We start from the raw sequence: 17,645 nt of genomic DNA, 5'->3' as shown, positions 1-17,645 counted from the left end.
TAGTGCTGCTAATCCTGTTGGCCGACTTCGAAGCATTGTTTTAGATCTAGGCTCAGGCCCCCCGGGATATAAAGGAGCCCAGTAGATGGCTAATAAATCCGGCACTTCAAGCCAAGTGATTTCACTCCCGAAAGGGGGTGCCGCGCTGCAAGGAATCGGAGAGACATTCGTCCCTGATCTCCACACCGGCACTGGCAATTTTACTGTTCCAGTTGCTCTGCCAGCAGGCCGAAATAGTTTTCAACCCGAACTCAATCTGGTCTATAGCACTGGGAATGGTAATGGACCCTTTGGACTGGGGTGGAGCTTGAGTATTCCCGGGGTGAGCCGCAAAACCTCGAGGGGTGTGCCTCGCTATGATGACTCGGAAAATACCTTTGTCCTTTCGGGTGCAGAAGACCTGGTGCCGATTGAGGAGCAACCTGGAGCCATACAGTACCTACAGGATATCGTGCTGGTATATGACGGCAATGTCGAATACTGGCCCAACTTGGGCCATGGCAACTGGGGTAAACGTATTCACATGCGCAACAGTCCGCATTTCCCTTACGGTCAAGCAGGTCACCGATCCCAACGGCAACCGTACGCGCTATATCTACACCCCATTAGGACTCCTGGAATCCACCGCCCTCATGGGGCGGCCAGGCGAAAACCTAGGCGATTCCGACCAGGCACCCAGTACCCGCTTTGCGTACGACTTCCTGGCATTCGAGCCACATAAGCAACCCATCTCGGTTCGCACCATCCGTCGGGTACACCACATCAACGACACGGATGTGGACTTCATGGAGCGTGATCAAACCATCGAGACCGTCGAATATTCGGATGGCTTTGGGCGGCTCCTACAGACCCGCACCCAGGCCGAGGACATCACCTTCGGCGACGCGAGCCTGCCGCCTGACCAAACCGCACCGAACCAGAACGCCATCGGCTGGCTGGCCTGCCCGGGCGGCCAGCCCAACGTGGTGGTGAGCGGGTGGCAGACCTATGACAACAAGGGCCGGGTGATCGAAAAGTATGAGCCCTTCTTCGCCTGCGGTTGGGACTACCAAGCGCCGACCAATGCCGAGCGGGGGCAGAAGGCGGAGATGTTCTACGATCCACGCGGTCAGGTGATCCGCACCGTCAACCCCGATGGCTCGGAACAGCGGGTTATTTACGGGGTCCCCCCCGACCTGGCCGACCTAGCCCACTTCACGCCGACGCCCTGGGAGATCACCACCTACGACGAGAACGACAACGCCGGCCGGACCCACTACAACGATGCGCTGGAGTACCAGCACCACTGGAACACCTCAAGTAGCGCCGAAGTTGCCTCGTCGACTACGCGGACGCCGAGTTTACCCGTGACACCAGCGAGTCGGTGGCCCTAGCGCGTGCGCTTTATGAAACAGCCCTCGGTTTGCTGGAAATCGAGGAGATCAAGCAGGGCCCCGATCCCTGCAGCGACCCAATAAACCAACTGCAGATCGATGTGGAGTTGAAGCATGAGGTGCCCGAGGAGTGGATGCCATCCTTCTCGTACATCATGGGAAATGTCTCCCAGGTGCAGCATCCCGAGATTGTGCAGACGGCGATCACCGAAATCAACACCATGCTTGCCGCGGATGCCTCATGGGAGAACCGGATGAAAGGTGCCCAGATGGTTGCTGAAAAGGCCCTCTCCCAAAATGGAACCAGCCCCAAGACCGTCGGTTCGGCGTTTGCCGACAGTATAAAGGCCCTCGACTCTGCTTTTGGAGCCTTACTCAGAGATAACCAAGTGTTCGACTCTGTCAAAAACGTTGGCATCAACGCCGGCAAGGGCAGTGCCGTATCCTCCGCGCCTTACCAGAACATGGCAATGTCGCTCAGCCAGGACGCTTTCAGCTACTGTATTTCTCCGAACCCAATCCCCAGAACATTGAGGCTACGAGCGGAGTTGAACCTGCACAAACTCCGCACCTGCCGCAACATCACAGGCATGAAGCGCACGCTCGAACCGTATGCCGCTCCCACCGATCAGATTAGCGGATTACCCCAAATTGGCGCCCGCGGCCAACTCCTGCTACCGGGGGCCACGACCATCGTGCCCACGCCTTACCGCTTCTCCTTCCTGATCGACCGGGCCAAGCAAATCCTCGGCGTCGCTCAACAAATGGAAGCGGCTATGCTCGCCGCCTTGGAAAAGCGTGATGCAGAGACCTACAGTCGGTTAAAATCCAAGCAGGATATTGAGCTTGCTGGCGTTCAAGTTACACTTCAATCTTTACGAGTTAAGGAGGCAGAAGACGGCGTGCAACTGGCGGGCCTGCAGAAAGAGCGAGCACAGATCCAAGTCGACCAGTATGAGACTTGGCTCTTAGGAGATCTAAGTGCCAACGAGAAAGCCAACCTGCAACACTTTGAATGGGTTGCGGCCAGCTATAAAGCAGCTTCTCTCGTATACTGGGGTTTTACAGAAGTGTCTAGGTCGGCCGAATTTGCCATCAAAATGCTTGAAACAAAGGCGCAAATACTCGCGCAACAGGCAAGCTACGAGCGCCGAGCGCAACAATGGGAGTTCGAAAAGTCCCTTGCCGAGCAAGACGTTCGCATCGGCGCACAGCAGGTCACGATCGCTGAGGATCACGTGCGGGTGGTTGGGCAGGAGCGCACCATTGCCCTGATGCAAAAGGATCACGCCAAGGACACCGCCGAGTTCCTGGCCAACAAATTCACCAACGTCGAGCTCTACGACTGGATGAGCGGCATACTCGAGGATGTCTACAGCTATTTTCTGCAGGAAGCTACTGCCGTGGCCAGGTTGGCCGAGAATCAACTCGCCTTTGAACGCCAGGTCACACCGCCAAATTACATCCGACAAGACTATGGGGAGGCGCCTTCCGAAGACATGGTGGCGACAACCTTGACGCCAGGGAAAACTATTGATCGCCGTGGCCTCACCGGCTCGGCCCGCTTGCTCCAGGACATCTACCAGCTCGATCAGTACGCCATCGAAACCGACAAACGCAAGCTCCAGCTCACCAAGACGATTTCCCTGGCGGCCCTGTCGCCGGTGGAATTCCAGCGCTTCCAGGAAAAAACAGGTGTGATCACTTTCCGCACACCCCAGGAGCTCTTTGACCGCGATTTCCCCGGTCATTACCTGCGGCTTATCAAGCGAAGCGGGTGAGGGTTTCCGTCATTGCCCTTATCCCTTCGACCCAAGGCATCCATGCAACGCTTGCCACCACCGGCGCCTCTCGCGCGGTCATTGGCGGAGATGTGTTCCAGGAGGCAGTTGTTCGACGCGATCCGGAGATGGTAGCGCTCACCTCACCCCGGGATGCCACCGGCCTCTTCGAGCTACAGCAACAGTCGGAAATGCTTTTTCCCTTTGAGGGCTTGGGCGTCGATACTACCTGGGAATTCCGCATGCCCAAGGCGTCGAACCCGTTTGACTACAAGACCCTCGCTGACGTGCTGATTACGATTGAATACACGGCCCTGCACAGCTCCAACTACTACCAGCAAGTCACCCAGACCTTGAAACCAAGAGTGAGCGCGGATCGGGCCTTCAGCTTCCGTCACGAACTCTCGGATCAGTGGTACGACCTTCACCATCCGGACCTTATCCAAGCGCCGAATGTACCCATGACCGTCAAATGGAAGACCCGACGCGAGGATTTCCCTCCGAACCTGGAATCACTGAATATCGATCAAATAGTGCTTTACTTTGTTCGCAAAGAAGGCAAGACCTTTGAGGTACCTGTAACCAAGCTCCAATTTACCTTCACTGACAAGACGGGAGAGCACAAGCCAAAAGGTGCTGCCACCTCCATCGATGGGGTGATCAGCACACGGCGCGGCAATGGAGGCACCTGCTGGATACCAATGACTGGCAACACACCGGTCGGCGAGTGGGAGCTGGCTCTGCTTACTCCTTTGAAAGATGGCAGAAAGCCAGAGGAAGTATTCAAAAACGAGGAAATCGAAGACATCTTGTTTGTCATTACCTACTCGGGCAGGACGCCGCAATGGTCCGCATAGAATCGCGACCTCACCGCCCCAAAGCGCAGATAAAGGGCTGGCACCACCACCATGTTGAGCATTGTTGAAGTCAAAAGGCCGAACAGGATCACCATAGCCATGGGCGCTTGGATTTCGCTTCCCGGTTCGCCGGCGCTCAACGCCAAGGGAATTAGGGCCAGGGCTGTGCCCAAAGCGGTCATAAGAATGGGAATAAGGCGTTCCTTGGCCCCCCGGATGACGGCGGTAAGGGGCTCCCGCACGCCCTCTTTCTCCACCAAGTGATGGATATGGGCAATCATCATCACTCCATTACGGGTCGCAATCCCAAATAGGGTAATAAAACCAATCAGGGAAGCCACGGAAAGTATTCCCCCGGACAGATAGACGCCGATCACGCCTCCCATGAGGGCCAAGGGCAGATTCACCATGACCAAGCTGGCATCCCGCGCCGAATGAAATGCCATAAACAGCAACAGGAAAATGCTGAGAACCACCAACACCCCCAGAATGGACAGAGTGCGGGAAGCCGTTTCCGCGCTCTCGAACTGACCACCGTACTCAATATGATAACCTGCCGGCAGAGGAACCCTTTGCTGAACTTCTTGTTGTATTTCCTCCACCACGCCCACTAGATCCCGTTCTGCCACGTTGGCCATGACCACCATCTTGCGCTGCACATTTTCCCGGCTGATGGTATTGGGACCCCGATCCTTGCGGATCTCCGCCAGGGCGTGGAGAGGTAGACGGGCACCGCCCGGGGTGGTGATCAAGGCCGCCCGAACAGCCTCCAGATCGGCTTTGACTCTCGGGTCATAGCGCACCACCAGATCAAAGCTAGACTGCCCCTCTAAAATTTTAGAAACCGACTGTCCATAGAAAGCCGTGGTCACTGCCTCCGCCACCTCTTGCACCTGCAGGCCATGGCGGGCAATCGCTTGGCGTTTGAATTTAATCGTTAGAAAGGGAATATCCGCCTGCTGCTCCGTAGTCAGGTCCACCACACCGGGTATTCCTTCCATCACAGTCCTAACCTGCTGCCCCATCCGGCGCAATTCATAGAGATCAGGCCCAAAAATCTTGACCGCGATATTGGCCCGCGTCCCCGAAAGCATATGATCGATGCGGTGGGAAATGGGCTGACCAATGTTGATTTGCATCCCGGAGATAGCCGCTAAATCTGCCCGCAGGTCGGCGAGAAAGGTCTCTTTGCTCCGCTCTCCCCCCCTCAAGCTCACATCAATCTCGGAGGCATAGATGGCCTGGGCATGGGGGTCGAGTTCGGCACGGCCGGTGCGGCGGGCGGTGGCCACCACCTCCGGATGCTGGAGCAGAATTTCTTCCACCCTTTGGCCTAAGCGATTGGACTGGGCTAATGAGGTCCCCGGCAAAGTCAATGCGCTGATGGTGAGACTACCTTCATTAAAAGGCGGCAAAAAGGATTGCCCCACTCCAGCAAGGGCCCCTAACGTAGCGGTTAAGGCGATGAGTGCCACCAGGGCAATGGTTTTCCAACGGGTTACGGTGGCGGTAAGAAACCGTTCATAGTGCCTTTTAAGGTACCCCACGAGCCGGGTTTCTTGGTTAGCCTGAACAATCCGTGCCCGAGGCAACAGCAAAAGGCTCAGCACAGGGGTAACGGTAATGGCAACCAACAGGGAAGCCGTCAGGGAAATGATGTAGGCCAACCCTAGAGGCTGCATCAAGCGGCCTTCCACCCCAGAGAGAAAAAACAGAGGCAAAAATACCAAGATAATGATCAAGGTGGCAAAAACAATGGAACCTTGGATCTCCCGGGTTGCTGACAAGACCACCCGGCCCAGGGAGCGCCGTTGCTCCTTTTCTCGCAGTTGATTTTCCCGAAGACGACGGACAATATTTTCCACCACGATAATCGCGTCGTCCACCAGGGCCCCCAGGGCAATGGCCATTCCCCCCAAAGTCATGGTATTGAAGTTCGCGCCCAGAGCCTTCATGGTGAGAACGGCCGTCACCAGGGACAAGGGAATGGCCAGCAAGGTAATCACGCTGGCCCGGAGGCTCATCAAAAAAGCAAACACAATGACCACCACCAGGATGGCCCCATCCCGCAGGGCTTCTAACAAGTTCTCAATAGCCACGGTGATAAAATCCGCCTGCCGGAAAATATGGGTTTTGAGGGTCATTCCCGGCGGCAAAGCCGTTTGGATGTCAACCAAAACCTGATCAAGACGTGCGGTCAGTGCCAAGGTATTGGTGTCGGGTTGCTTTTGAATCCCAATAATCACTGCTGATTCCCCATTATGGGCGCCGGTACCCCGCTTGGGGGCCGGACCCAGGGCCACTTCTGCCACATGGCGCACCAGCACCGGCTGGTCGCCACGCTGGGTAATAAGGGTTTCGCGGATATCTTCCAGGCGCTGGACCCGGCCTATCCCATGAATGAGGTATTCTTGCCCCCCCTGTACATAGAACCCAGCCGAAATATTCTGATTGGTCTTTCGTAACGCCTCCACCACTTGGTCTACCGCAATATCGTAGGCAGCCAAGCGTTCCGGCTGAATGATCACCTGGTATTGTTTGGTATCGCCGCCGATGGGAATCACCTGGGCTACTCCCGGGACAGCCAGCAAGCGGCGGCGCAATACCCAGTCCGCCTTGGTCTTGAGCTCAAGGGCGCTGTGCCGATCGGAGGTCAAGGCAATAAACATAATCTCGCCCATAATGGAAGTCACCGGCGCCAGCATCGGCGGCGGAATCTGGGGTGGAAGGGCGCCGCGCACCAATTGCAGTTTCTCGGCCACGATCTGCCGCGCCCGATAAATATCCATCCCCCAGTTAAATTCGATCGTGATCACCGCAATCCCCACACCGCTGGAGGAGCGCACCCGCCGCACGCCGCTAGCTCCATTAAAGGCCGTTTCCAAGGGAAAAGTGATCAGGGTTTCCACCTCCTCCGGGGCCATGCCATGGGCCTCAGCCACCACCGTCACCCTAGGCGCGGTCAGATCGGGAAACACATCCACCGGCATCCGCCCGGTCTCCACGCCGCCCCACACCAAAAGGGCTGCAGCGCCAAGAAGAATCAACAAGCGTTGCTTCAGGGACCATTGGATGATTTTGGTGATCATAGAATCCTCAATGGGCGTGACCGTGACCTGGTGCGGCGGGCGAAGCCGCCGCCAGGTGAACCAGGTAGGCCCCTTGGGTGACTACCCACTCGCCGGCGCTGAGTCCTTTCAACACCTGCACAGTGTCCCCTTCGCGAATACCCAATTGCACGTTGCGGCGCTCGAAGGACTCCCCTCCTACCAGCACATAGACCACGTCTTGGCCGTTGTGATCCACTAGGGCTGAGCGGGGAACAGCAACGTCCCGGACCTTTTTACCCGTCAGCACCTGCACCCGGGCAAACATCCCAATCCGCAGAGCCTGATTGGGGTTAGGAAACTCAAATATCAGGGGTGTTGTCCGGCTCACCTTATCGACTACTGTGCTAAAAGCTACTCGTTGCCCTCCCTGCTCCGGGTCAATCCGGAAAGGCTGGTCAAAGCCATCCACTTCAAACCAAGCGGCGGTAGGATGATGCAAGCGTCCCAGATCCGCCTCCGCGATTCGGGCTTCCAGCCACAATCGATCTAACTGCACCACGTGAAATAAAGCCTGGCCTACTTCCAGGTAACTGCCTGCCGCCACCTGGACCTGGGCCACAGTGCCGCCGATAGGCGCCCGGACGGGCACCCCCGAGACAGCCCCAGAGGATTGGAGTTGATATTGCTCCAGGCGACGCCGGGCGGCTTCCAATTCCGCCTTGGCGATGGCCTCCTCCTTCCGCGCCGCCACCAGACGGTGTTTGGGGGCCGCATTTTGCGCCCACAGTCCTTCCAAGCGCTGGCGCTCATGGACAGCAAATTGATATTGGGAACGGGCCTTTTGCCCCGCCAATTCTAAGGAAGCAAAATCGGCTTCAACGGCGAGATGGGGGGCGATTACCGCCAGGATTTGACCTTGCTCAACGGACATGCCCACGCGGGGAAAATTGGTGCCCTGGGTGAGGAGATGGCCCGCCGTCGGCGCATGAATCTGAGCCTCTCCATCGGCGCGGGCACCCACTACCCCCGTGGCGGCAACCGACTCCCGGAGGGTATGCTGGCGGACCGCTTCAAGGGCAAAATCAACCCGCCATTGCTGCTCCAGCAAGAAAGTGATCCCATTCTCTTCTTCCGCTTCAGGGGGATGGGCTTGAGCGGCTGCCTCCCGGTCCGGATAAACAGTCACCGCTCCCAGTAAATGGGTCACCGTCACTCCTGGTGCTACCAGCCGGATAGCCAATTGCCGCCGCCCTGAATGCTGGGGCGTAACTACCGGCCGGAAAATCCCGGGAATTTGGGGGGCATCAACGACAAATTTTTCGAGTTCGAGGGGGAGATCTCCCCCTCCCAAGAATACGGTCACCCGCCCCTCAGCCATGGGCTGGAAACCCTCAAGCCGCGTCAAATGGGCCGCAAAGGGAGATTCTTGGCCCACCACCAGGGGAGGAAACTCCACAAAGAGTTGCGTCTGATCGGTGAAATCAGTGACACTGATCCCTGCCAACTCAGGCGTACCGTCCTGGACCGGTGCTTGGGAAGTGCTACAGGCCACCAGTAAAAAGAGTGGCCATAACCACCCGGTTCTCAATCCCCTCATGACAAGCCCTCTCCGGCCAACCGCTCCAGTTCAATCTGGGCCTGGCGGGCGCGGCTTTCCAATTCTAAAGCGCGGGTCACCGTATTCATTTCCTCCCGATAGGCATCAAGCAGCTCCAAGATTCCAATTTCCCCCCCTTCATAGGCGGCTTTTGCGGTGCGCACCAACTCTCTAGCTGCGGCCACATCCCTACGGCGCACCTCTCGTGCCGCGGCAGCCAACTGCCGCACCTCCTGCCAGCGGCCACGAACCGCCCCTTGGGCCTCGGTTAGGGCCAATTGGTATTCACTGCGCACCACTTGGAGCCTGGCCGAAGCCCGATCCCGTTTGGCTTGATCACGATCAAACAGGGGCAGATTGATTCCGGCACTAAAAAAAGGCCCGGCATCACTGCCAAAAGCATCTTTCCCCTTTTTACTCCCTAAACTGAGGGTGAGATCCGGGATCCAACCCCGGGCGGCGGCCTGACGCTCCAAGGCATGAGCATTGGCCTGCTGCTCCAGACTTTGCAGATCGGGGCGATAAGTGAGCATTTGTAACAGCCGCTCTAATGGCGGCAGGGATTGGGGCAACAGGGAACCGGTCACGCCCCTATAAACCGTCTTTTTCTCCTTCGCCCCTAATATCCCCAGGAGGTGTTCCCAAGCCCGATGATGGATAGCCTCCTCGCTCTGCATCTGGGCCCGGACCGCCGCCTGCTCCCGGGTCAGCCGCAAACGGTCATAGCCTGAAATCTCACCGGCGACCTCCCGCTTCTGGACCACGGTTTCAATCACCCCGAGGCGCTCCAACCACTGTTCCAAGTTCTGCAGCAACTCCCACTGATGCAGAACCTGATAAAACCCCTGTCGTATCTTTGTTGTCAGCACTAAGCGCCGAAACTCGGCTTCCTGTCGGGTCGCTTGAACCCGCTGCTTGGCCGCATTGACCTGTAATCCCCGCCGGCCAGAAAAATCAAATTTCTGAGTTAGCCATAAGAATTCATCAATAGAAGCTCCCCCACCGGTATTGGTTTCTTCCCGCTGATATTGAAGCTGGGGGTTGGGCCAAAGGGCGGCTTGGGTGGCTTCGCTCTGAGCCACGCCAATCCGACCTTCCATCCACCGATTCACCTCCGGACGAGACAGCCCCAGACGAATGGCTTCCTGGGCGGTAAGCCATTTGGCAGAAGAGTTGTGGGTTTCCGAAGCGGCCAAAAAAAAAGGAACCGACAGCAACCACAACGTCACCGCCAATCCGATTCCCAAAAACCGATAGCTCATCGGTTTTTTATCAGCACCACTTGGCAGCCGAGGTCTCATCGCTTATTCCACCAAAAATCCCAGCACAGCCTCAGTCAGTTGATGGAGGGGATCAGCGGCAAACAGAAGGGTGATCAGCACCAAACCCCTGGAAACACCAATTATCATTCGATACATCCAGCCGGGTTCCTGGGGGCTGGCCAACAAAGATTCCACCCGCGCCACCACCTGACTGCCCACAAAGGAAGGCAGGGGAACAGGTGCAGAGCGGCGCTGTTGATGGCACCAACGCTCCACTTGCACAATGGTATCCGCCACCAGCAAGCGGTCGCCTACCTGCTTGGCAGCCTCCTCGTCACAGGCCTGCTCGGCGGCCAGGGATAAGTCTTCCAGCAATTTTCGACGGAGCCAGGAAACATGGAGGCAAGCAATCGCCCGGGCGAAAAAATACCGGGCTGGATCATGATGATAGAGGTGGGCACGCTCATGGGCCAGAACGACTGCCAGTTGGGGCGATGAAAGATCACGCACCAATTTTTCGGAGACAAAAATCCGAGCCTGGGAAATCCCCGCCGCAAAGGCTAAGGGCCATTCGCTTTTTACTACCCAGATATCCCGGGAGGCATCAGGAGCACTTGCCAGGGTGAGCGCGCGCACAAACCGGCGCACACGCAACCACTCCCAAATTATCTGCCCCAAAAAAAATAACCCCAGCGCAGTCAATGGGAAAAGTAGAAACCAAGGAAGTTCTCTTTCCATTGAGGTGAAGGGATGCAACAAGCAAGGATAGGCAAAACCTGCCCCGCCAGCCTGGCAATGATCGGAGGCCATCCCCAGAAGACTTAATACAGTGGGTAAAAAAATAAAGCTGGTCAACAACAGCCCTACCGCAGCAGGAGCCACCGTCCAGGCTAACACGTGATTGGCCCGCATCACCGGTGGCAGGGACAAAAACCAACGACGAGCCACAGGATAAAAGAAAATGCAGAGCAATGCGGTCACCCCGGCAAACCCAAACCAGGCCACGAAAGCAAGCGAAAAAACTTCTGCAAACGCCGTCATGGGGAGTCCTCTGGCTGCTGCTTGCGACGCTCTGCGATTAACTGCTCCAAGCGATCCAGGCTATGCTCGTCTACTCGGGCCGCAAAATCTACAAAGGCCGATAACAGATCGTGGCCCTTCCCTTCGGATAAGACATGAACCACTTGGCCCACCCATTGAGCCATCAACTCCTCCCGCTGCACCGTAGGCGCATAGACATAGGCATGGCGGACCTTCTCTCGGCTCAGCAGTTTTTTCCGATACAACCGCTCCAAAGTCGATTGGACGGTATTCAAGGAAATCCCCCGCTGGATACCAATCCCCTGATGCACACCTTTGGCCTCCAGTGCCCCTGCGGACCACAGGTGTTCGAGAACGGCAATTTCCAGCTCTCCCAGGTATGAAGATCGAATCGACAACATCGCCCTGCTACTTCCAAATTGACCATCATTGTCACGAGACCAAAACCGATTGTCAATCGGTTTTGGGCAGAGTCCATATCTTAGCGGTATCGGATTGCAACTCAGAAAGTGCCTGCGCTTGCTCTGGCGTAGGTACCAGTTTGATGGAGACCGTGCGTTTCATATGATGCCTTAAGGCTGTCTTAGCCGCTCTAGCCTCAATCTGTGTCGAGTGTCCGTCGTCCAATAGACAGCCCCCAACACGGCGCTTACCGACCCAAACGCCGTGCCACCAGCAATCAGAAACATGATCAACATTTGATATTCTACCGCTTCCATGGGCTCGGCACCGGCCAAAATCTGGCCGGTCATCATCCCCGGCAAGGACACCAGACCCGTGGCCGCCATAGTGTTAATGATCGGCATCAAAGCACTACGCAGGGCATTTCGGGCCACAGGAAGAGTCGCCTGCCAGCGGGTAGCCCCCAGGGCCAGTTGGGCCTCAACGGCGCTTCGATCCCGCACCAGCCCAGTCAAAAGACTGTGTAAACCCAAGCTAATCCCGGTCATGGTATTGCCAAGAATCATTCCTAATAAGGGCAGCGCGTAGCGAGGGTCATACCATGGATCGGGCCGGACTTGTGTCGTCAAGGCAAAAATAGTGACCAGGCTCGCCGCCAATAGCATACAGCCTGTCCCCAGGCCATAGGACCAAAACCCTGTCATCCGGCGTTCCTGGCGGGCCATGATCTCCCGGCCCGCGAAGAGGATCATGACCAAAGCAGCAACCCCTGTCCATCCAGGAGAAGATAGAGCGAACAGGGTTTTCAAGACGAGCCCGATGAGAGCCAACTGCACAATCATGCGAAGAGTCGCAATCAGGAGTTGCCGTTCTAGCCCAAGTCCCAGGAAAAAGGACAAAGCGCCATTGAGGATCACCAGCACCGAGGCAATAGCCAGATCGAAAGTACCGAGAGGAATATAATTCAAAGCCATTCCTCATGGACATGACCGTTTTCCAAGAACAAACATCGCTGGGCGACCCGGCGAGCCTGGGCTGGATCATGGGTCACCCAAAGGAGGCTGGTGCCCCTGCTTAAGCGTCCCTTGAGGATTTGTTCAACATTGTAGGTGGTTTTATTATCCAGTCCAGAGGTGGGCTCATCCAACAGCAATACCCGTGGGTTAAGGACCAGGGCCCGGACCAGCGCGAGACGCTGGCGCTCACCCGTGGATAAGCGTTCCACGGTCCGGTCCCGGATCGCCGCCGGCAGGTCCAGGGCTTCTACCCAGGGAATCGCCTCCTCCCAAACAAGAAAGTGATCAACTACATAATCGCTCCACCAACCCGGTTCGGAAGGTAAATAAACCACCTGCCGCCGCCATTGGGTCGCTGGCATAGAGTCCCAAGATTTATCATCAAGGCTGATCTCCCCCTCATGGGGATCTAAATCGGCAAGAGCGCGCAGCAGCAAACTTTTGCCGGAACCAGAAGAGCCTTGCACGGCCAGGCATTCTCCATCTTCTAAATCAAAAGAGACCGGAGAAAGGCCCGACCGGCGTAAATGACGAACGGTTAGCATGACAAGTCCACAAGTAAATCCGCCAATCTTTGATAAAGGTATCAAACAGCTTATCCCAAAATCGGGTACTTGAAGGTAGACTTTCAATGGGCCATGGTGTCATAATGCTTATTCCATAATAAATACATCAATGTTTTACTCTATAATTAGTTGCTGCTAGTTACTAATGAACCATTGGTAATATTAATTCAGCAAATCATAAGGCCAAGTGTGCCAGCGCTTGGCCTTTTTTATTGCCAACTTAGTTAATCAGCACGCAACCACAAGAAGCTGTGGTCAACTTCCTTTGGAAGCACAACATAGGGTGTTTTTTAGGGAAGCGCAAGAGGGAATTGAGGGGGCTTTGCGAGGCCTCTTGTGGATAAGTTGCGCACCAGCCGATGGGATGGATATTTCTAAAAAATACTTAAATTTTGACAGCCATTTGCAAGGAGGAAAATAAGCGGGTTTTACAGCAAAAACACCGCTCATAACACTACTCCCCTATCTCGATTTAAGAACAGCTAACAGGGAAACCAGGGAACGCTCCAGGGCCTTGGCAATAAAAACATCAAATACCGCTTTTCCAAATACTTCACCAGCTTTGGCCGCCGCGGCGGAGTGATCTCGGCTGGGTAGGGCACCCTCCAAACACCCCGCTTCCTCAAACATCTCTAAGAGGGTGTCGGCAGCTAATTCGTGAGCGTGGTAGAGAATGGTAATACTGCTGATTTTAACGGATTGGACCCCCGGCAAAGCGGCGATCCGTCTCTTGAGGGCTTCAGCTTGAGTGGGATAATGTTTAATAAAGGATGAACGGACCCGTAACCTACCTGGTAAACTATGGATATAGTATGCCACCTTCTTAACCCCTTTCTCTTTATTTAATATAAATGATAATAATTATTATTTAATCTACTCTACTTCAGTGTTTTTTTTTCCAGCAATAGACTGATTACTTTTTTAAAGAAAAATTTGATCCCCAAACTAATGACGGTGACCACAGTTTTAAACCCCGCAAAACCTCCGGGCGTACGGAAAGAGAAAATTGGGAAGCAGCAATGACAGCCATCATCGATTTTATCGGCAAGCTCTCCTCCTGATGGGTTGGGCGCTTCGTGGCAAAAATAGCGCCTGTCCCGGAATGCACAAATACCTGTCAATTATCGAGTCCTTCCATGTGCCGGGCGGAACATGGGTATTACCACCTCAAGGTGTAAGACACCCGCGCAGTCGCGCCACGTGCGGCAAGATGACTCGTATTACTCCCGCTACGCAGCAACTGGCCAAAGACAGTGTGGTATTGATTGTTCAGCAGGTTCTCAATACCAATTCGCAAAGTGCCGGGACCCGCATCGAAGCTACTATACAAATCAACGACGGTATAGTCCTCCACCTCGCGACCGCCGAAGCCGACACCATCTTCTGCGGCATCATCGCGGTTGCCGGAATAGAGCACCTGCAGCCGGGCGTTCCACCAGTGGAAGGGGCTGTATTCTACATAACCAGTCAGCTTCAAAGGCGGGATACGAAAACCATTCAGAGCGATATCTTCACCTGTGGCCGGCTCCTCCCGCTCCCCTTTCTGCCAGGTAAAGGTACCCCCGATTTTTAGCTGGTCACTGAAAATATAATCCAAACTGCCCTCAGCGCCATAGATATGCTCGGGGGTACGCTCCTGTACCAGCGAGAAATTTTCGACGAATACCCCACCCAAATCAGACTCGCTGTAGAACCCTGCGGCAGAGATTCTTAGACCCCCGAAGCGCCCGCGCATTCCTATCTCAAAGTTGTCTATGATCCGGGGTTCTAGATTGGAATCGGTGACGTTGAAGCCTGCGGGCGCAAAGCGCAGCTGTAGGCCAATGTCCGGAAGCTCAAAGGATTGGGAAAAGTTGAAATAAAGATCGAGGGGAGAAACAGGAGTATACACCACACCCGCATTAAAGGTGGTTTCAGAATAATGAATTTCACCGCCCTCGATTTCATTGCCCTGCCCCAGGGTAACAAAATCATCAAAGCTGACGTCTACCCATTCATGGCGAATACCACCCCGCAGGATCACCTGATCCAGCGGTATCACTTCGAATTGGCCGAAAACTCCATAGGACTCCGTGGTCGTCTCCGGCACGAAGGTTCGCTCCTTGTCGGTCACTTCGAAAACCCTGCCCCCCGAGGCATCAAAGACGTCACCATTGAAAATGGTGGCCGGCTGTTCCGTTTCCTCATAATTAATGTCAGCCCCCCAGAGCAGGAAGGCATCCAGGTCTTCCAGCAGTGGAAGGGGCGTGTCGATGGTCAGGCGTCCCCCGCTCACTTGCGAGTCCAGAAAAGTCTGCGCTACAGCATTCCAACCGCTGAATGGGCGCCCATCAAAAGGAAAGAAACGGCTATGGTAATCCCGATAATAGGCTTGAGCTTGAATCTTACTGCCCAAGAGATCCTCTTTGATATACCCCAAGTTAAGGAGGAGGTTCTCGTTCGCCGTCTGCTCGTCAAGCTGAAGCCCTTTCAGTGCTTTTGCCTTCACGCTCCCTGGTGGGAAATCATTTACCGCCGGATCGGAAATAAAATCCGTATCCTGTTCCTGGTCGAGATAATTAACGCTCAATTCAAGCCGTTGGTCAGCACCAAATTCATAACCCAGTTTGCCTAGTAAATCCAGTGTGCCCGTGTCCGAAAGGTCGCCCTGGCTAGGCTCCGGCGGAATACGGTCACCTTCCGCATCGAAGAAACCCTGCGTCTGTTCACCACTGAAAGAGAGGGTGTAGTCTACCGGTCCCTTTTTGCCCAAAACCCTTTGCACCAAACGGCCGCTAAGGGCTTCATCATCCATCTCGGTCAAGCTGGTACCGCCACCCAAAACGGTTTCAAATTCGATCCCTTCTTCTCGTCGTCCCTGCAACGTATTGATGTAAATAATGCCGCCAGCCGCGCCGCCCCCATAGACAGAACTACCCCCGTGAACAACTTCGATACTTTCAATGGCCGACGCTTTAATATTAAACAGGTCCCGGGAGACGTTCCGGTTGGTATTCATAGGAACACCGTCAATCAGTACCAGGACGTCGCGGCCGCGCAAAGTCTGATTAGAGTTGGTAAAGGTCTGACTCGCGGGCGCCATTCCTGGCACCATTCTCCCCAGGATTTCTGCGACGCTCTGGGTCGTTTCCTGCTGCTTCTCAATTTCTTCCCGCGTGATCCGAGTGACATAGCGGGAGAGAGTATCGAGGGCACCGGCTTGACGTACCGCCCTTACTTCAATAGCGGGTAGCTTAAGATTATTTCCCTCTGCCTCATCGGCCATTGTCTCTCCTGGTACGCCAAGCAGTAAGCCTAAAATCCCTAGGGTGAAGGAGCAATGGGCAAGCCCCCGTACCGTAACCCATGACTGAAGACTCGTCCTCCCTCCTGTGGCCGAGAATGCATTACCTTCACAGATTGCTTTGTAGGAGAAAAGTCCCTTTGAATTAACCTTTTGATGGGGAGCAGGTGGCGAGATAGCCGCCAAACCCAAAAACCATCTCCCGCTACGCCAACCTGGAATCTGCCACATTTCTCAATTCTCCTCCGACCCAAACACTTCATAGAAAAAACCATGCCTGGCTGTCTTTTGATGGAGGACATCAGAAAACAAAAGATGGCTGGCTAGGTATCCTAGTTTCTTATTTTTTTTCTTTTTCAACTCAAGAAGCCCCACTCTAATGGGAGCAGTGCTATGAGCGTAGCTCTGCTGACAAAGAGTATTTACTTTAATTAACACCACCCCTCGTTAATTCGAGTCTGCATTTAAGTGCAAATACGAATTATTATCATAAAAAATATGATCTATGTCAATACTCATTATTAGATTTGACGTAGAAAAACATCAACCCTCAAAAAACTAATTTTTTTCTTATACTTATCAATACTCCAGACAGTTTTAAGCTGCCGTAGCCCCATAGTTTTGCAGGGTTTCATAGGCGGGATGGGATTTTATCAAACTGAAGTCTAAACCTAACTTTTCAGAAAATCGTTGGAGCAGATGCGCGTTGAATTTACGGATTTTCCAGCTCATGATAGAAATGACGTGCCCCTGTGAGTTTGAAGCTTGCTGACGGTCTTCAAGTTTAAGCAGATTCAACACGGTCATGGCGGCATTGAAGTGAAAATGAAGGGCTTCTTTGCTTCGCGCCTGGCAGTCGGACAAGCCGGTAAATTGCTTAGCGTCACGAAATAGAAATTCGATTTGAAAACGGGCTTTGTAGTACCGATACATCTGCTCCGCAGAGAGTTCGGTATCGGTCGAAAATAGCAGAGCGGTCTGCAACCTGTGCCCATCTGGCTTGAGCAAATAGGTGATGCGGATCGTGCGTTTGAGCCCGACACTGTGGACGACTGTGGTGTAAATATAGACCCCCTCCATTTCCCGGACCCACTTAAGGCGGCTCAAGTCGTCAAATTGCACCTTGCCGTCGTACTGCCTGCGACGGCCCCGGGGTTTTTGTGGACCCTGGTAGAGATAGCGTAGGTTGGCGTCGTGGCGAAGCTTGCCGATCTGATGAAGACCGATGTCCACGACCCCATCAGTAAACTTCTTTTTGCTGTAATAGCCGTCGGTGACCAGGTAATCGATAACGCGTGCCGGTCTTCTCTGAGATGCTGCAAGTACCCATCCACTCGTGTTTCATCCGGATGCTCAGGGGGAGGCGTCTGGCGGGTGGAGAAGCTGTAGGCGGTAGCATATTCCACATCCACGAAGG

General features: G+C 54.7%; 15 protein-coding genes. 4 read left to right on the top strand and 11 right to left on the bottom strand.

The genetic code is table 11. From position 1 onward, the window contains the following. Positions 1-85 precede the first annotated feature (85 nt). From E3U44_RS12265 to E3U44_RS12250, 4 genes are all read left to right on the top strand, one after another. The gene (locus E3U44_RS12265; protein ID WP_134358465.1) at positions 86-721 is read left to right on the top strand and encodes a SpvB/TcaC N-terminal domain-containing protein; all 636 of its coding nucleotides are present in this window, start codon (positions 86-88) and stop codon (positions 719-721) included. A 64-nt stretch (positions 722-785) separates the two neighbouring features. Next, entirely contained in the window at positions 786-1,373 is a 588-nt protein-coding gene (locus E3U44_RS12260; protein WP_134358464.1) for a hypothetical protein, read from the top strand. A 29-nt stretch (positions 1,374-1,402) separates the two neighbouring features. Then, positions 1,403-3,154 carry a Tc toxin subunit A-related protein gene (locus tag E3U44_RS12255; RefSeq protein ID WP_134358463.1) on the top strand — a complete coding sequence of 584 codons (1,752 nt, stop codon included), beginning with the start codon at positions 1,403-1,405 and terminating at the stop codon, positions 3,152-3,154. After that, entirely contained in the window at positions 3,151-4,011 is an 861-nt protein-coding gene (locus E3U44_RS12250; RefSeq protein ID WP_134358462.1) for a Tc toxin subunit A-related protein, read from the top strand. The genes E3U44_RS12255 and E3U44_RS12250 overlap by 4 nt, the downstream gene beginning before the upstream one ends. Here the strand turns inward: E3U44_RS12250 and E3U44_RS12245 are convergent. The 11 genes from E3U44_RS12245 to E3U44_RS12195 form a co-directional block, all read right to left on the bottom strand. Continuing rightward, positions 3,978-7,100: an efflux RND transporter permease subunit gene (locus tag E3U44_RS12245; RefSeq protein WP_134358461.1), complete on the bottom strand. Its 3,123-nt coding sequence runs from the start codon at positions 7,098-7,100 to the stop codon at positions 3,978-3,980. The two genes, E3U44_RS12250 and E3U44_RS12245, sit on opposite strands and share 34 nt — an antisense overlap. A gap of 7 nt (positions 7,101-7,107) precedes the next feature. Beyond that, entirely contained in the window at positions 7,108-8,658 is a 1,551-nt protein-coding gene (locus E3U44_RS12240) for an efflux RND transporter periplasmic adaptor subunit (RefSeq protein WP_134358460.1), read from the bottom strand. Beyond that, positions 8,655-9,959 (bottom strand): TolC family protein, encoded by a 1,305-nt coding sequence (locus tag E3U44_RS12235; RefSeq protein WP_134358459.1) that lies wholly within the window; start codon positions 9,957-9,959, stop codon positions 8,655-8,657. Before E3U44_RS12235 ends, E3U44_RS12240 begins: the two co-directional genes overlap by 4 nt. A gap of 3 nt (positions 9,960-9,962) precedes the next feature. Then, positions 9,963-10,961 carry a M56 family metallopeptidase gene (locus tag E3U44_RS12230; protein WP_134358458.1) on the bottom strand — a complete coding sequence of 333 codons (999 nt, stop codon included), beginning with the start codon at positions 10,959-10,961 and terminating at the stop codon, positions 9,963-9,965. Further along, entirely contained in the window at positions 10,958-11,362 is a 405-nt protein-coding gene (locus E3U44_RS12225; RefSeq protein ID WP_134358457.1) for a BlaI/MecI/CopY family transcriptional regulator, read from the bottom strand. Before E3U44_RS12225 ends, E3U44_RS12230 begins: the two co-directional genes overlap by 4 nt. Before the next feature lie 171 nt (positions 11,363-11,533). Further along, on the bottom strand, positions 11,534-12,331 hold the full coding sequence (locus E3U44_RS12220; RefSeq protein ID WP_420812621.1) for an ABC transporter permease: 798 nt from the start codon (positions 12,329-12,331) through the stop codon (positions 11,534-11,536). Next, positions 12,328-12,924, bottom strand: a complete 597-nt coding sequence (locus E3U44_RS12215; RefSeq protein ID WP_134358455.1) for an ABC transporter ATP-binding protein — start codon at positions 12,922-12,924, stop codon at positions 12,328-12,330. Before E3U44_RS12215 ends, E3U44_RS12220 begins: the two co-directional genes overlap by 4 nt. Before the next feature lie 483 nt (positions 12,925-13,407). Next, on the bottom strand, positions 13,408-13,764 hold the full coding sequence (locus E3U44_RS12210) for an HMA2 domain-containing protein (protein ID WP_134358454.1): 357 nt from the start codon (positions 13,762-13,764) through the stop codon (positions 13,408-13,410). A 59-nt stretch (positions 13,765-13,823) separates the two neighbouring features. After that, positions 13,824-14,066, bottom strand: a complete 243-nt coding sequence (locus tag E3U44_RS20785; RefSeq protein WP_166805074.1) for a hypothetical protein — start codon at positions 14,064-14,066, stop codon at positions 13,824-13,826. A 38-nt stretch (positions 14,067-14,104) separates the two neighbouring features. After that, complete coding sequence (locus tag E3U44_RS12200) at positions 14,105-16,459, bottom strand: TonB-dependent receptor (protein WP_134358453.1); 2,355 nt, start codon at positions 16,457-16,459, stop codon at positions 14,105-14,107. Between the two features lie 366 nt (positions 16,460-16,825). Next, complete coding sequence (locus E3U44_RS12195; RefSeq protein WP_338040793.1) at positions 16,826-17,509, bottom strand: transposase; 684 nt, start codon at positions 17,507-17,509, stop codon at positions 16,826-16,828. Positions 17,510-17,645 lie beyond the last annotated feature (136 nt).

It is taken from the genome of Nitrosococcus wardiae (assembly GCF_004421105.1).
Lineage (GTDB): Bacteria > Pseudomonadota > Gammaproteobacteria > Nitrosococcales > Nitrosococcaceae > Nitrosococcus > Nitrosococcus wardiae.
This window is presented reverse-complemented; position numbering and strand designations above follow the sequence as displayed.

Coding starts and splice junctions, on each gene's coding strand:
- E3U44_RS12215 (WP_134358455.1), bottom strand. CDS start 12,924: ATGCTAACCGTTCGTCATTTACGCCGGTCGGGCCTTTCTCCGGTCTCT.
- E3U44_RS12200 (WP_134358453.1), bottom strand. CDS start 16,459: ATGTGGCAGATTCCAGGTTGGCGTAGCGGGAGATGGTTTTTGGGTTTG.
- E3U44_RS12225 (WP_134358457.1), bottom strand. CDS start 11,362: ATGTTGTCGATTCGATCTTCATACCTGGGAGAGCTGGAAATTGCCGTT.
- E3U44_RS12245 (WP_134358461.1), bottom strand. CDS start 7,100: ATGATCACCAAAATCATCCAATGGTCCCTGAAGCAACGCTTGTTGATT.
- E3U44_RS12230 (WP_134358458.1), bottom strand. CDS start 10,961: ATGACGGCGTTTGCAGAAGTTTTTTCGCTTGCTTTCGTGGCCTGGTTT.
- E3U44_RS12265 (WP_134358465.1), top strand. CDS start 86: ATGGCTAATAAATCCGGCACTTCAAGCCAAGTGATTTCACTCCCGAAA.
- E3U44_RS12235 (WP_134358459.1), bottom strand. CDS start 9,959: ATGAGACCTCGGCTGCCAAGTGGTGCTGATAAAAAACCGATGAGCTAT.
- E3U44_RS12240 (WP_134358460.1), bottom strand. CDS start 8,658: ATGAGGGGATTGAGAACCGGGTGGTTATGGCCACTCTTTTTACTGGTG.
- E3U44_RS12260 (WP_134358464.1), top strand. CDS start 786: ATGGAGCGTGATCAAACCATCGAGACCGTCGAATATTCGGATGGCTTT.